The organism is Undibacterium sp. Ren11W, from assembly GCF_049340485.1.
In the GTDB taxonomy this organism is placed as follows: Bacteria; Pseudomonadota; Gammaproteobacteria; order Burkholderiales; family Burkholderiaceae_D; genus Undibacterium.
Genome location: NZ_JBMPPB010000001.1, coordinates 1,226,952 through 1,239,729 on the forward strand (window position 1 = coordinate 1,226,952; position 12,778 = coordinate 1,239,729).

Annotated in this window: 11 protein-coding genes; 1 reads left to right on the top strand and 10 read right to left on the bottom strand. The window is 49.6% G+C overall.

From position 1 onward, the window contains the following. Window positions 1-36: 36 nt before the first annotated feature. The 8 genes from accD to ppsA form a co-directional block, all read right to left on the bottom strand. Complete coding sequence (accD, locus tag ACO0K8_RS05490; protein WP_422945606.1) at window positions 37-909, bottom strand: acetyl-CoA carboxylase, carboxyltransferase subunit beta; 873 nt, start codon at window positions 907-909, stop codon at window positions 37-39. Window positions 910-1,025: 116 nt separating this feature from the next. Then, window positions 1,026-1,823, bottom strand: a complete 798-nt coding sequence (gene trpA, locus ACO0K8_RS05495) for a tryptophan synthase subunit alpha (RefSeq protein ID WP_422945607.1) — start codon at window positions 1,821-1,823, stop codon at window positions 1,026-1,028. Between the two features lie 193 nt (window positions 1,824-2,016). Further along, entirely contained in the window at window positions 2,017-3,288 is a 1,272-nt protein-coding gene (trpB, locus tag ACO0K8_RS05500; RefSeq protein WP_422945608.1) for a tryptophan synthase subunit beta, read from the bottom strand. A 35-nt stretch (window positions 3,289-3,323) separates the two neighbouring features. Further along, window positions 3,324-3,998 (bottom strand): phosphoribosylanthranilate isomerase, encoded by a 675-nt coding sequence (locus ACO0K8_RS05505; RefSeq protein WP_422945609.1) that lies wholly within the window; start codon window positions 3,996-3,998, stop codon window positions 3,324-3,326. A 168-nt stretch (window positions 3,999-4,166) separates the two neighbouring features. After that, window positions 4,167-5,465 (bottom strand): isocitrate lyase, encoded by a 1,299-nt coding sequence (gene aceA, locus ACO0K8_RS05510; RefSeq protein ID WP_422945610.1) that lies wholly within the window; start codon window positions 5,463-5,465, stop codon window positions 4,167-4,169. 496 nt (window positions 5,466-5,961) lie between these two features. After that, entirely contained in the window at window positions 5,962-6,882 is a 921-nt protein-coding gene (locus tag ACO0K8_RS05515) for an SPFH domain-containing protein (RefSeq protein WP_422945611.1), read from the bottom strand. Between the two features lie 56 nt (window positions 6,883-6,938). Beyond that, on the bottom strand, window positions 6,939-7,373 hold the full coding sequence (locus ACO0K8_RS05520) for an NfeD family protein (RefSeq protein WP_422945612.1): 435 nt from the start codon (window positions 7,371-7,373) through the stop codon (window positions 6,939-6,941). Between the two features lie 297 nt (window positions 7,374-7,670). Then, the gene (gene ppsA / locus ACO0K8_RS05525; protein ID WP_422945613.1) at window positions 7,671-10,103 is read right to left on the bottom strand and encodes a phosphoenolpyruvate synthase; all 2,433 of its coding nucleotides are present in this window, start codon (window positions 10,101-10,103) and stop codon (window positions 7,671-7,673) included. A gap of 228 nt (window positions 10,104-10,331) precedes the next feature. Between ppsA and ppsR the strand changes: the two genes are divergently transcribed. Further along, window positions 10,332-11,180 (top strand): posphoenolpyruvate synthetase regulatory kinase/phosphorylase PpsR, encoded by an 849-nt coding sequence (gene ppsR / locus ACO0K8_RS05530; protein WP_422945614.1) that lies wholly within the window; start codon window positions 10,332-10,334, stop codon window positions 11,178-11,180. 206 nt (window positions 11,181-11,386) lie between these two features. Here the strand turns inward: ppsR and ACO0K8_RS05535 are convergent, their stop codons facing one another. Both ACO0K8_RS05535 and rnhB read right to left on the bottom strand, forming a co-directional pair. Continuing rightward, on the bottom strand, window positions 11,387-12,169 hold the full coding sequence (locus ACO0K8_RS05535) for a TrmH family RNA methyltransferase (protein WP_422945615.1): 783 nt from the start codon (window positions 12,167-12,169) through the stop codon (window positions 11,387-11,389). Further along, entirely contained in the window at window positions 12,169-12,774 is a 606-nt protein-coding gene (rnhB, locus tag ACO0K8_RS05540; protein WP_422945616.1) for a ribonuclease HII, read from the bottom strand. Before rnhB ends, ACO0K8_RS05535 begins: the two co-directional genes overlap by 1 nt. Between the last annotated feature and the right edge of the window lie 4 nt (window positions 12,775-12,778).

A 12,778-nucleotide genomic window follows, 5' to 3' on the forward strand; every position in this document is an offset into this window, starting at 1 on the left:
GACAGGCAATTCGGGCTAATTGAAAAAAGAGAAAATTTAAGCGACAGCGTCGGCTGGCTGGTTCTGCAACAGCGCCAGCAAACGGGCAATTTCTTCGCGCATATTACGTCTATCAACGATCATATCTACCGCACCTTTTTGCACCAAAAATTCAGCGCGCTGAAAGCCTTCTGGCAGTTTTTCACGTACGGTGTTTTCGATCACGCGTGGCCCGGCAAAGCCGATCAGCGCTTTAGGTTCGGCAATCACGACGTCACCCATAAAGGCAAACGAGGCCGAAACGCCACCCATGGTAGGGTCAGTCAACACCGAAATGAAAGGTAGTTTTTTTTCTGATAATTTAGTCAGCATGGCGGTAGTTTTTGCCATCTGCATCAGAGACAACAAACCTTCTTGCATACGCGCACCACCGGTCGCTGTAAAGCAAATGAAAGGGACTTTTTGCTCAAGCGCTGCCTGCACGCCACGCACAAAACGTTCGCCTACCACCGAGCCCATAGAGCCACCCATGAAGCCGAACTCAAAACAGGCCATGACTAAAGGCACACTCATGATGGAGCCGCCCATCACCACCATGGCATCGGTTTCACCCGTAGTTTCCAGGGCGTCTTTGAGACGATCCGGATATTTTTTACTGTCTTTGAACTTTAAAGTATCAACCGGCAAGACTTCTTGCCCAATTTCATAGCGACCGCCGGCATCGAGCAAGGCGTCGAGACGCTCACGTGCACTGATACGCAAATGATGGCTGCATTTAGGACAAACATGAATATTTGCTTCCAGATCAGAACGGTAGAGCACCGCCTCACAGGACGGGCATTTAACCCACAGTCCTTCTGGCATGGACTTACGATTTGAAGATACCGAGCGCTGTATGCGCGGTGGAAGTAATTTTTCTAACCAACTCATATATTTCTCCTAAATTCGACTTACCGGCAGATCTTGCCGATAAGCACCATCTTTTTCTTTACTACCGTCCTGCGTCTTCTTACTGACGCAGAGAATAAACGGGTTCGGCGCGTATTTTACTCGTCCAAAGCCTGTCTGACACCAGAAATAAATGATTTCACTGCGGCAACTGCATTCTCAGGCGCAGTATTTTCCAGCTCTTGGATGATACGCGAACCTATCACCACCGCATCCGAGACCGTAGAAATCGCCCTGGCTGTAGCCCCGTCGCGGATACCGAAACCCACGCCCACCGGCACTTTCACGTGTTTTTTGATGCGCGGCATCATCGCCGCAACCGATTCGAGATCGAGCGTTCCAGAACCCGTCACACCTTTGAGGGAGACATAATACACGTAACCGCTGGCAACTTTACCTACTTGCTCTATGCGCTCATCGGTCGAGGTCGGCGCCAGCAAAAAGATGGTATCCATCTGGTTTTGCTGCATTTTATTGGTAAATTCCTCACATTCTTCGGGTGGATAATCCACCACCAGCACACCGTCGACACCAACGTGCGCCGCTTGTGCGATGAAAACGTCCTGTCCCATACGCTCGATAGGATTAGCATAACCCATCAACACTACCGGGGTAATTTGATCATGCAGACGAAACTCGCGCACAAACTCCAGTACATTGCGCAAACCCACACCGCGCAACAAGGCGCGCTCTGAGGCGCGCTGTATCACAGGGCCATCGGCCATAGGATCAGAAAACGGCACGCCTAATTCTATGATGTCGGCACCGCCCTCGACCATGGCATGCATCAAAGGTACGGTCAGCTCGGGCGCAGGATCACCTGCTGTGATAAACGGAATCAGGCCTTTTTTATTTTTTGCTGCCAATGCAGCCAGACATGCTTGTATTCTTGACATAGCGATCTATCCATAAGTGCAACTGCGCCGGGCAGATGCAAAACAAAACACGAAAAAAACATACCCCCCACTAGTATTTTTTTAATGCGCAATCAGTACGTGCGCACTAAGCCTAGTTGATGAGATATATAAGGGGAGTATATTCATTCAGCGATACAGGGAGCAAGCTCTTGTGCTCCTAGCGCCAGTTCTCTCAATAAAAATTTAAGCCTGCTTTTTCAGCCACGGTATGCATATCTTTATCGCCACGCCCTGACAGATTAGCCAGAATGATCTTATCCTTAGGCCAGGTCGCGGCCAATTTCGCCGCATAGGCCAAAGCATGACTCGATTCCAGCGCCGGGATAATTCCCTCGATGCGACAGCAATCATGGAAAGCCTTGAGCGCCTCGGTATCGGTAATCGTGACGTATTGAGCGCGACCCAGATCTTTTAACCAGGCATGTTCAGGGCCAACACCAGGATAATCCAAGCCAGCCGAGACCGAATGCGTCTCTATCACCTGACCATTTTCATCCTGTAACAGATAGGTGCGATTGCCGTGCAAGACGCCAGGCGAACCTGCCGTCAGCGAAGCAGAATGCTTGCCTGACTCCATACCCTCACCGGCCGCTTCAACACCAATCAATTGCACATCTTTTTGATCGATATACGGATAAAAAATCCCCATGGCATTCGAGCCGCCACCGACACAAGCGACCACCGCATCCGGTTGACGCCCGGTCATTTCCGGCATCTGCCACAGACATTCCTCACCGATCACAGATTGAAAATCGCGCACCATCATAGGATAAGGATGCGGGCCGGCCACCGTACCGATGATGTAAAAAGTATTCTCTACGTTGGCAACCCAGTCGCGCATGGCTTCATTCAAGGCATCCTTGAGGGTCTTGGAGCCTGATTCTACCGGCACCACGGTCGCCCCCAAAAGCTTCATGCGATACACGTTTTGCGCCTGACGCTTCACGTCTTCTGAGCCCATGTAAATCACACACTCCAAACCAAAGCGGGCGCAGATGGTAGCGGTGGCGACGCCATGCTGACCAGCCCCAGTTTCGGCAATCACGCGTGGCTTACCCATGCGCTTGGCCAGCAAAGCCTGACCGATCACGTTATTAATCTTGTGCGCACCGGTGTGATTCAGATCTTCACGCTTGAAATAGATTTGCGCGCCGCCCATCATTTCTGACCAGCGTTTGGCGTGATAGACAGGGGATGGACGACCTACATAATGCTTGAGCTCATCGCGGAATTCGGCTAAAAACTCGGGGTCATGCTGATATTTTGCGTAAGCCTGTTTCAACTCGCTTAAGGCATGCGTCAAAGTTTCCGAGACAAAGCTGCCGCCATAGGTACCGAAATGGCCGCGCGCATCGGGGAAATTATAAGTTGCCGCATGGTAGATCGCTTGCGGTTGAAGTGCCTGACGCTCGAATTGAGTGTCGAGTGGGGATAATTCTTTCATACTAGTCCTTGCGAATGTTTTTTTGGAGGTCGCACTCAGGCGACGCACTCCTGATTGTCAGCCAGTCTGACTGCGGCGATAAATGCGCGCATTTTGGCTGCATCCTTGATACCTTTCGCGGCCTCGACACCACTACTGATGTCGACCGCAAAAGGTCGAACACGGCTGACCGCGTCAGTCGCGTTTTGTACGCTCAAGCCACCACTTAAAACGACCCGAGGCGCGAGTTCTTTTGGAATGAGAGACCAATCAAAAACCTTTCCACTACCACCGAAACTATCGACAAAGGTGTCGAGCAATAAGCCACTAAATAAAGGGCTATGCGCACGACACTGCGCTTCATATTCTAACAAATCCGCACTACTTGTGTCCGCTTTCACCCGAAATACCCGCATAAAGGGGCGATTCACGGCACTGGCGAGTTGATGACAGTGCTCCAGCGTCTCGTCACCATGAAATTGCAGCATCTGCAGCGGTACTTGCGCCAGCACCGCAGTTAATTCCGCCACACTGGCGTTCACAAACAAACCGACCGACATCACAAAAGGCGGTAAACCGACCAGCAATTGGGCGGCAGCGGCAGGATTTACATAACGAGGACTAGCCGGATAAAACACCAAGCCCAGCGCATCGACACCCGCAGCAATCGCGTCCTGCACATCTTCAGCGCGGGTAAAGCCACAGATTTTTATTTTAGTTCTAGAATTCATTTTATTTTTTCTATGCCGCTATCTTCACTGCAAAAAACACTTTGCGCATCTTACCTCATCGCCAGCCTTCAGTAGTCCGTCAATCAATCGCTATACACGAGGCGAAAAAAAACCATGCAACGTACATCGCATGGTTTTGAGACTGAAAGTGCAAAATTCAAAAATAAGTCAGGCAACTTTCTGTTCATCGAAAAATTGCGCATCCTCGGTAGAGCCGCGTAAAGCGGTAGTCGAAGAATGGCCTTGCTGTATCACCTGAGTCACAGCATCGAAGTAGCCGGTACCGACTTCACGCTGATGTTTAACCGCAGTAAATCCCTTTTCAGCCGCCGCGAACTCCGCTTCTTGCAGTTCAACAAAGGCCGACATCTGCCGTCGTGCATAGCCATGCGCCAGATGAAACATACTGTAGTTCAAAGCATGAAAGCCCGCCAAGGTAATGAATTGAAATTTATACCCCATCTTACCCAGCTCTTTTTGAAACTTGGCGATGGTCGAATCATCCAGATTTTTCTTCCAGTTAAACGAAGGCGAGCAGTTATACGCGAGTAATTTACCAGGAAACTTAGCGTGTATCGCCTTGGCAAAGGCCTTGGCAAACTCTAGATCGGGTTTTGCTGTTTCGCACCAGATCATATCGGCGTAAGGTGCATAGGCGAGGCCGCGCGCGATCGCTTGTTGCAAGCCGGGCGTCGTTTTATAGAAGCCTTCTACACTACGCTCACCGGTCAAGAATGGCTGATCATACGCGTCAATATCCGAGGTAAGCAAATCTGCTGTTTCTGCATCGGTACGTGCCAACAAGATGGTCGAAGTACCCATGACATCCGCAGCCAGTCGCGCGGCATTGAGTTTTTCTATCGCTTCGCGGGTAGGCACCAGCACCTTACCGCCCATGTGTCCACACTTTTTAACCGAGGCCAACTGGTCTTCAAAATGCACTCCGGACGCACCGGCTTCTATCATAGACTTCATCAATTCGAAGGCATTTAAGACGCCGCCAAAACCAGCCTCAGCATCGGCGATGATGGGCGCAAAAAAATCGATGTCGCCCTGGCCTTCCGACCATTGAATCTGGTCGGCGCGCGTCAAACAGTTGTTGATGCGCTTCACCGCCAAAGGTACCGAGTTGGCGGGATACAGAGATTGATCTGGGTACATTTCACCAGCCACATTGGCATCGCCCGCCACTTGCCAACCAGACAGATAAACTGCCTTCAAGCCCGCCTTCACTTGTTGCATGGCTTGATTACCAGTCATGGCACCGAGTGCATTGAGATAGGATTCTTTATTGAGCAAGTTCCATAATTTTATCGCGCCATTTTTCGCAAGAGTATGCTCAAGCTGGAGCGAGCCACGTAGATTAACGACATCAGCTGCAGTGTAATTTCGTTCAATACCGATCCAACGAGGATTGATATCCCAATCGTTTTGAACCTCTGCAATTTGTTGTTCGCGTGACGCCATGATTTCGCTCCTGATGGGAAAATTTTATTGCCTACTATTGAAAGAAATAATAGGATATTTTCCGCATAGCAGCAATGTCTTATATAAGACATATAATTATTATTTATTCCTTATAAATCAATTAGATAAATGCGTAATTCCACATTGTGAAAACAACTTTCTTAAACTGATAAATAAAATTTGTGCGTACGCCACTAACTTTTCACAATATGGAATAGTCACTTCACATTACAAAAGTTGGTGAAACACCTGCATAGAAAAAGATTATTTTGTTTCAGGCGTAAAAATCTGACAAATCGCAAACTTAGCTTTTTGCACCTCGATTAAATGCGCACTCGCTTTATTCGGACAAAAAAATGCATATCACTTCTATACCAATACCATCTGGGCTAAAACGACATGCATCTTTCAATTTGCTGCGACTAAATTGCGCAGCAAATTTGCCTGCAATTTCGTACAATCTTGGGTCGCTTCGCGCACTATGGGCCTAAGCGACCTAAGGTTTTTGCGACTTCACCACTTGCATCGCACCGGCAATCAGACCGCTGATATCGCTCAAATTCGCTGGCACAATGATGGAGTTATTGGTCTTAGCCAGATTACTAAATGCCGCCACATACTGCTCGGCCACCTTCAGATTTACCGCATCGGCGCCGCCAGGCTCACGGATCGCGCTCGCGGTTTTACGTAGCGCTTCAGCGCTGGCTTCGGCAATGGCCAAGATCGCTGCGGCCTGCCCTTGGGCGCGATTGATAGAAGCCTGCATCTCGCCTTCCGATTTAGCAATGGAAGCCTCGCGCTCACCGGTGGCGATATTAATTTGCTCTTGCTTACGACCTTCAGAGGCGGCAATTAAGGCGCGTTTTTCTCGCTCGGCCGTAATTTGCGCCTGCATCGCATGCAAAATTTCCTTAGGCGGGGTCAGATCCTTGATCTCATAACGTAGCACCTTGACGCCCCAGTTGGCGGCAGATTCATCAATCGCATTGACGATGGTGGTATTGATGTGATCGCGTTCTTCAAAGGTTTTATCCAATTCCATCTTACCGATCACCGAGCGCAAGGTGGTTTGCGCCAATTGCGTAATCGCGGCGATGTAGTTGGATGAACCGTAAGAGGCGCGCATAGGATCGGTAATCTGAAAATACAAAATTCCGTCCACCTGCAACTGTGTGTTGTCGCGCGTAATACACACTTGCGGCGGCACATCGAGAGGGATTTCCTTGAGTATGTGCTTGTAGGCGATTCTGTCGATAAACGGCACCACGATATTTAAACCAGGGCCGAGAGTGGCATGGTATTTACCCAGACGCTCGACCACCCATGCATGCTGCTGCGGTACGACATTGACAGTTTTAACCACGAATACTATGGCTAAAATAAATAAAATAAAGGCGACGCTTCCAAAACTTTCCATAATATTTCCCTGTGATTTTTACGATAAAAACTTAGGCTAACAACGGTATTGCTTGCTTACGATGGTCTTACCATTAAACGACTTCCAACAATTTCCACGATCACAAACACTCCGGCAGCGGGTGCAGAATGCTGTAATTCGACATCCCACATCGCACCTCGATACATAGCCCGTGCAGTAAACCTCCCACCGCCCTGATCCTGCCATTGCGCGACGCTGATGCTTTGCCCTATATCCATATTCACATCAGGATTGCGACTGGCATCCTGACGTTCACGCCAGCCATATTTACTTTTATGCAGTAACACGGTAGCCAAGGCACCTACCACGGCTGCGCTCAGCATTTGTATCTCGGTGCCGGCACCAAATAGTGCGATCAAAGCACCCGCCACCAGACCGATGGCGATCATCAACAAATAAAAGGTGCCGGTAAATAGCTCGAGTATCACCACCAATCCCGCCACTGCCAGCCAACTCATCCATGCATTCATAGTTTCGATCTCTCCCTGACTAAGTTAAATTAATCCAACTTGGTTTAACTTCTATAGTTTCTATTATTAAAAGCAATTGGTCATCGGTAATTTGCTCACAAAAAAACCCTCGTCATCATCAATGATGAGCGAGGGTTTTTCTGTGAATTATTCTCGAAGTTTTAATCTTTTTCTTATCACTATTACTATGCGTGCAGTCTAGCGTATTTATATAAAAAAGCAAAGTTTGAAACTAAAAAGCACCGTCATGCAATACATGACGGTGCTTTGATTCAAGCATACCGCTAGAATTTTGACTTACTTATTTGCCAAAGCAGCCAATTGCTTCCAGGTGTCGATCACGGAATCAGGATTCAGGGAAATGGTTTCTATACCCTCATTCATCAACCATGCCGCAAAATCAGGATGATCCGATGGCCCCTGGCCGCAAATACCGACGTACTTACCGAGCTTACGGCAAGCGGCAATCGCTTGCGACAACAAGGCTAATACCGCAGGGTCGCGCTCGTCAAAATCTGCCGCCAATAAAGGCATGCCAGAATCTCTATCCAAACCCAAAGTGAGCTGAGTCAGATCGTTGGAGCCAATCGAGAAACCATCGAAATGCTCTAAGAATTGCTCAGCCAAAATAGCATTGGAAGGAACCTCGCACATCATGATCAAGCGCAAGCCATTTTCACCGCGTTTCAGACCGTTCTGACCCAGCAAGTCGACGACTTTTTGCGCCTGACCCAAGGTACGCACGAAAGGCACCATGATCTCAACGTTAGTGAGGCCCATGTCATTGCGCACGCGCTTCATGGCCAGACATTCCATCTCGAAAGACTCAGCGAAATCGGATGCCAGATAGCGCGCTGCGCCACGGAAACCGAGCATAGGATTTTCTTCATCCGGCTCGTAACGCGATCCGCCTATGAGTTTTTTATACTCATTGGATTTAAAGTCTGACAAACGCACGATGACTTTTTTCGGCCAGAATGCAGCAGCGATGGTTGCCACGCCTTCGGCCAATTTATCGACATAAAAGGCTTTTGGCGATGCATGGCCGCGCGCTACCGATTCAACCGCTTTCTTCAGGGCTGGATCGATATTCGGATATTCCAAAATCGCTTTTGGATGGACACCGATATTATTGTTGATGATAAATTCTAAACGGGCCAAACCGACGCCTTCGTTAGGCACCGACTGGAAATCAAACGCCAGTTGCGGATTACCGACGTTGAGCATGATCTTCAAAGGCAATTTCGGCAACTCACCGCGAATTTCTTCAGTGACTTCGGTCTCGATCAAACCGTCGTAAATCTTACCTTCGTCGCCCTCAGCACAAGAGACCGTTACCAGCATTCCGTCTTTCAGCGTATCAGTCGCGTCACCGCAACCAACCACCGCTGGCACACCGAGTTCACGCGCGATTATCGCAGCATGGCAAGTACGACCACCACGATTAGTCACGATCGCGGCAGCGCGCTTCATGACTGGCTCCCAGTTAGGATCGGTCATATCAGCCACCAACACGTCGCCCGGTTGTACGCGCTCCATCTCAGACGGATCATGAATCACACGCACACGACCAGCACCGATCTTTTGACCAATGGCGCGACCAGAGGCGAGCACAGTACCGGTACCCTTGAGACGGAAACGCTGTTGCGCATCAGTCGATTTCTGTTGCGATTTCACTGTTTCTGGACGCGCTTGCAAAATATACAGCTTGCCATCGCGACCATCTTTACCCCATTCGATATCCATCGCACGACCATAATGCTTCTCGATGATCACGGCATATTTCGCCAGTTCGACCACTTCAGCATCATCGAGGGAATAGCGGTTACGCATTTCTACCGGCACATCGACCGTCTTTACCGAGCGACCCGCCTTGGCTTCACCGGTAAATTCCATTTTGATCAGCTTAGAACCAATATTGCGACGTATCACAGGCAACTTACCCAATTCCAGCATAGGCTTGTGGACGTAGAACTCATCCGGATTAACCGCACCCTGCACTACCGTTTCACCCAGACCATAGCTCGATGTGATGAAAACCACATCCTTAAAGCCTGATTCGGTATCGATCGTAAACATCACGCCAGCCGCGCCCAAATCGGAACGCACCATACGCTGCACACCAGCCGACAAAGCGACTTCAGCATGGGTGAAGCCTTTGTGCACACGGTAGGAAATCGCTCTATCGTTGTACAGCGAGGCAAACACATGTTTCATCGCCTCCAATACATTGTCGATACCGACTACGTTCAAGAAAGTCTCTTGCTGACCAGCGAAAGAAGCATCTGGCAAATCTTCGGCGGTGGCCGAAGAGCGCACCGCGAACGACATCTCGGCGCTCGAATCGGCCACCAGTTTATTGTAGAACTCTTCGATTTCTTTTTGCAGACGTGGCTGAAATGGTGTGTCTATAATCCATTGACGGATTTCGGCACCGGCTTTCGCCAATTCGCGCACATCTTCGATATCTAGCGTAACGAGACGATCGGCGATGCGTTGCGCCAGTGGCGCGCCACCGTCTTGGCTATGCGATAAAAAGTCGCGGAAAGCTTGCGCCGTGGTGGCAAAGCCACCCGGAACCCGCACTCCTGCATTAGCCAATTGGCTAATCATTTCGCCTAATGAGGCATTTTTACCGCCGACGGATTCAACATCCGTCATGCGTAAATGCTCAAATAAAGCGACATACGTAGGTTCTATACTAGCCTCAGTATTTATTGCGTTGGACATAACAACCTCTTTTGATGGTAAGAAATCTGTGCTGCGGCGACTTTGTCGCTTCGCCTGGCTGGCATTTTTTGTTATTCTAGGTACCAGAGACGAATATGCTGCTGTTGCGTCATTTTACCTTGTGTAATGCAAATTTTAGCCATACCGAAAAGGTATTTACCCTCTTTTTCTTCGGTTTTCCGATAAATTATTTTCACCCCAATTTTTATTCAACAAGAAAAACTCTCCATGTCCGACGCCAAACACCCTGTGCTGCCCTCCGCCAATCGTACTGTGTTCTTCGTATCCGATGGCACCGGCATCACCGCAGAAACTTTCGGCCACTCTGTTTTGACGCAGTTTGACCTCAAATTCAAGCAAGTTCGCCTGCCTTTCATTGACACTATGGACAAGGCCTATGAGGCGGCACGCAAGATTAACGATGCCTATCACGCCGAGGGAAATCGTCCCATCGTGTTTTCCACCTTGGTCCAAGCACAATTGGCTGACGTTGTTTTTAAAGCCAATGGCATGCACATGGATCTGATCCAGACCTTTGTGGCACCGCTGGAACATGAGTTAGGAGTGAAATCTACCCACACGGTAGGCCGCAGTCACAACATTGCCGATAGCGAAGAATATAAAAATCGTATCGAGGCGATCAATTTTTCCCTGGCACACGATGACGGCCAATCGAATAAAAATCTCTCGACAGCGGACGTCATACTGGTAGGTGTCTCGCGCTCCGGCAAGACCCCGACTAGTCTGTATCTGGCGATGCAATATGGGATTAAGGCCGCCAATTACCCTTTGATCCCCGACGATTTCGAGCGCGGTCGCCTACCTTCGGTACTGCCAGAATTTAAAGCGAAAATGTTTGGCCTGAGTATCGCGCCGGAACGTCTGTGTGAGATCCGCAATGAACGCAGGCCTGGCAGTAAATATGCCGCGCTGGAAAATTGCCGTTACGAGGTGAACGAAGCAGAAGCGATGATGAAACGAGAAGGGATACGCTGGTTATCCTCGACCGCCAAGTCGATAGAAGAGATCGCCACCACGATTTTGCAAGAGATTAAATCGGATATAAAAATTTACTAAAGAATAGCGGTGATATTTCGCAAAGAACAGATACTCCCCCTATGTATTTTCTTTAATCTGGCTGCTTGCGCATAATCTATGTGCGCAAGCAGTTTTAACATAAGTCGATTTTAGGGGAGTATGTGTTTATGGCTATCTTTCACTAAGGGTCTTAGTGAAAGATCGTGAAAGTTTTAGCGAGTGTTTACGGTTTTTATAAAAGCGGCTTACTGACTCTGCCGAACTTGTTCAAAAAAGCAAATCGCCGCACTCGCCGCCACGTTGAGCGACTCGATTTCCGGACGTTGCGGTATCGTCACCGTATGCGTGGCCATCGCCATCAAATCGTCCGCCACGCCCTGCCCTTCATGTCCGAACAACCAAACTACAGGCTGATTCAGATCGACCTGATAAATCGTTTGCTGCGTATGTGAACTGGTCGCCAGCACCGGGATCGTGGCAGACTCCAGTAAGCTAGACAGATTGACGTTTTCAAAAATATTTAAGAGAAAATGCGCGCCCATGCCGGCCCGCATCACTTTCGGTGACCAGGCAAACGCCGTACCGATACTGCAAAAAACGTTCTTGATGCCCGCTGCTGCTGCACTACGCAAGATAGAGCCAAGATTGCCCGGATCTTGCAGATTATCCAGCACCACCGAGCACTGCGACAACTGCGCCGGAAACTCAGGGCTAGGCGTAGCGACAATAAACATCAAACCTATGCCATGCTCCACCTGGCTCAGCGCATGATACAGCGCATCCGGCATGCAAATCGTTTGGGTGCCGGATGCCAGGCAGCGCGCCACCACCGGTGCCACCTCATGATGCTGCGCACTGCTTTCGGAGACGATACACAATTGCGGCTCGCCTAAATGCTGCCAGTAAGCCTGACATAAATGCACACCATCCAGCAAAGTGCGGCCAGACTTGCGACGCGCCTGCGAGCTAGTGGCTAGCTGTTTGAGTTCTTTATATAGCGGATTATCGCGTGAGCTAATTGATTTCATTACTTCAACAAGGCCTTTACCGGCGCATAAGATTTTCTGTGAATCGGAGAGACGCCGTGCTCGCGCAAGCGCGCCAGATGCAAGGCAGTCGGATAACCCTTATGCTGATCCAGCGCATAGTGCGGATAGACCAGATGCAGTTCCGCCAGTCTATGGTCACGCGCCGTTTTTGCCAAAATAGACGCAGCGGAAATCGCCGCCACCTTATCGTCGCCTTTGACGATCGCTTCAGCACGCAGCTGCATGACAGGACAACGATTGCCATCAATCAAGGCCAAGGTCGGCGTCACCGCCAAGGCTTCTATGGCACGACGCATCGCCAGCAGACTCGCTTGCAAGATATTAATCTCATCGATTTCTTGCTCCGAACATTCGGCCACGGCCCATGCCAGCGCGTATTTTTTGATTTCTATCGCCAGCAGATCGCGCTTGGCTTCGGACAGTTTTTTAGAATCGCGCAAGCCTGCGATGGGATGGGCAGGATCAAGTATCACCGCCGCCGCCATTACTGGTCCGGCCAAAGGGCCACGCCCGGCTTCATCCACGCCACAGATCAGCTCGCCTGCATAAGCATCCATAGAAAAGGCTAATTCCGTCTTACTCATCTAA

Coding starts and splice junctions, on each gene's coding strand:
- accD (WP_422945606.1), bottom strand. CDS start 909: ATGAGTTGGTTAGAAAAATTACTTCCACCGCGCATACAGCGCTCGGTA.
- trpA (WP_422945607.1), bottom strand. CDS start 1,823: ATGTCAAGAATACAAGCATGTCTGGCTGCATTGGCAGCAAAAAATAAA.
- trpB (WP_422945608.1), bottom strand. CDS start 3,288: ATGAAAGAATTATCCCCACTCGACACTCAATTCGAGCGTCAGGCACTT.
- ACO0K8_RS05505 (WP_422945609.1), bottom strand. CDS start 3,998: ATGAATTCTAGAACTAAAATAAAAATCTGTGGCTTTACCCGCGCTGAA.
- aceA (WP_422945610.1), bottom strand. CDS start 5,465: ATGGCGTCACGCGAACAACAAATTGCAGAGGTTCAAAACGATTGGGAT.
- ACO0K8_RS05515 (WP_422945611.1), bottom strand. CDS start 6,882: ATGGAAAGTTTTGGAAGCGTCGCCTTTATTTTATTTATTTTAGCCATA.
- ACO0K8_RS05520 (WP_422945612.1), bottom strand. CDS start 7,373: ATGAATGCATGGATGAGTTGGCTGGCAGTGGCGGGATTGGTGGTGATA.
- ppsA (WP_422945613.1), bottom strand. CDS start 10,103: ATGTCCAACGCAATAAATACTGAGGCTAGTATAGAACCTACGTATGTC.
- ppsR (WP_422945614.1), top strand. CDS start 10,332: ATGTCCGACGCCAAACACCCTGTGCTGCCCTCCGCCAATCGTACTGTG.
- ACO0K8_RS05535 (WP_422945615.1), bottom strand. CDS start 12,169: ATGAAATCAATTAGCTCACGCGATAATCCGCTATATAAAGAACTCAAA.
- rnhB (WP_422945616.1), bottom strand. CDS start 12,774: ATGAGTAAGACGGAATTAGCCTTTTCTATGGATGCTTATGCAGGCGAG.